This window comes from Actinomycetota bacterium (genome assembly GCA_005774595.1).
Classification (GTDB): Bacteria; Actinomycetota; Coriobacteriia; order Anaerosomatales; family D1FN1-002; genus D1FN1-002.
In genome coordinates, this window is sequence record VAUM01000286.1 from 677 (window position 1) to 2,532 (window position 1,856).

Sequence of the window (1,856 nt, forward strand, 5' to 3'; positions counted from 1 at the left end):
CCGGCATCGAGCTGGCGGCCGATGGCGTGGCCGGCTCGGCGTTCATGGTCACGCACCTCGCGGCGGCCGCGGGCATGCTCGGCTGGCTCGCGATGGAGAAGATCTTCCACGGCAAGGCCACGACGCTCGGCGCCGCGTCCGGCGCGGTCGCGGGCCTGGTCGGCATCACGCCGGCGAGCGGCTTCGTGGACGCGCTGCCCGGCATGGCGATCGGGCTTGCCGCCGGCATCGCGTGCTACTTCGGCATCCAACTGAAGGCGAAGTTCCGGTTCGACGACGCGCTCGACGTCGTGGGCGTCCACCTGGTGGGCGGCACCACCGGCGCGATACTGACCGGCGTCTTCGCGTCGACCGCGGTCAACTCGATCGGGCGCGACGGCCTGCTCTACGGCAACGCGACGCAGCTCGTCCCGCAGCTTATCGCGGTGGTCGTCACGATTGCATTCTCGTTCACGATCAGCTTCGCGCTGCTCAAGATCATCGACCTGACCATCGGCCTGCGTGTGGACGGCGACGCCGAGGCCACGGGCCTCGACATCGCCGAACACGCCGAGACCGGGTACGTCCTCTAGGCGCGCAGGCGCGCGGAAGGAGCTCCATCGAGATGAAGAAGATCGAGGCGGTCATCAAGCCGCACAAGCTCGACGAGGTGAAGGAAGAGCTCGGCAAGCTCGGCGTGCAGGGCCTGACGGCGTACGAGGTCAAGGGCTTCGGACGCCAGAAGGGCCACACCGAGATCTACCGCGGGGCCGAGTACACCGTGGACTTCGTGCCGAAGGTCAAGATCGAGGTCGTCGTGGACGACGAGCTGGCGCCTCAGGTCGAGAACGCCATCGTGCTCGCCGCCCGCACCGGCAAGATCGGCGACGGCAAGGTGTTCACGTACGAGTGCGCCGGCGCCGTGCGCATCCGCACCGGCGAGCGCGGGAACGACGCGCTCTAGCGAGCCGGGCCGTGCAGCCGTACCTCGCAGCGCGCGAGGAGCTCATCGCCTCGGCCGACCCCGGGACCGAGGCCGCCGAGGAGCTGTGCGCGCTCATGGACGAGGCCGTCTCCGCACTCGCGGAGGCGGCCTCGGCGCGCGCCCCGAAGCGCGTCGCGATCGTCGCGCTCGGCGGCTGGGGCGCCGGCCGGCTGCTGCCGGCGTCCGACCTCGACCTGCTCGTGCTGTGCGACGAGCCGCCCGTGAAGGTCAAGCCGTTCGTGGAGGCCGTGCTCTACCCGCTGTGGGACGCGGGCCTCGCGATCGGTCACCAGGTGCGCACCCGCAAGCAGCAGCTCACCGCGGTGCGGGCGGACACCGACACGCTCACGGCGACGCTCAACGGCCGCGTGGTCTGCGGCGACGCGGGGTGGGCGGACGCGGTGCTCGCCGAGTGTGCCGCCGACGCGGCGAAGCGCTCGCGCGAGGTGCTGCGCGCGCTGTCCGCCCGGCCGCGCCCGGGCTCGCCGTACCTGCTCGAACCCGACCTCAAGGACGGTGCCGGCGGGCAGCGCGACCTCGACGAACTCGCATGGACCGCGTCGGTGCTCACGGGACGGCCCCGGGCCGGGTTCGAAGCGCTGGTGGACGAAGGCATCATCGACAGCGCCGAGCGGGCGCGTCTTGACTCAGCGGCCGAGAAGATCGCGGCGGCGCGCTGGGACCTCGGGCGCGCACGCCCGCGCGCGGCCACGCTGCTCGCGCTCGACGCGGTCGAGGACGTCCGCATCAACGCCGCGCTCGTGCAGTCCGCGCTCGCCGACGCCCACCACACCCTGCTCACCGTCCGCCGTCGCCTCGCCGGCGGCCGCGCGCCGGACCTGCGGCCGCTCGCCTCGCCTCGGCTGTTCGAGCTGCTCGAGCGGGGCGAGGC

2 protein-coding genes and 1 pseudogene (1 of these 3 cut by a window edge) are annotated in these 1,856 nt (G+C 72.6%); all 3 read left to right on the plus strand.

Features of this window, described 5'->3' with window-relative positions; genetic code table 11:
• Positions 1-572, plus strand: a pseudogene (locus tag FDZ70_09190) (ammonium transporter); it begins 658 nt to the left of the window's first position.
• Positions 573-604: 32 nt separating this feature from the next.
• A complete protein-coding gene (locus FDZ70_09195) occupies positions 605-943 on the plus strand; it encodes a P-II family nitrogen regulator (protein TLM70308.1) in 339 nt (112 codons plus the stop codon).
• 11 nt (positions 944-954) lie between these two features.
• On the plus strand, positions 955-1,856 hold a 902-nt coding region (locus FDZ70_09200; protein ID TLM70309.1), incomplete at its 3' end, for a hypothetical protein.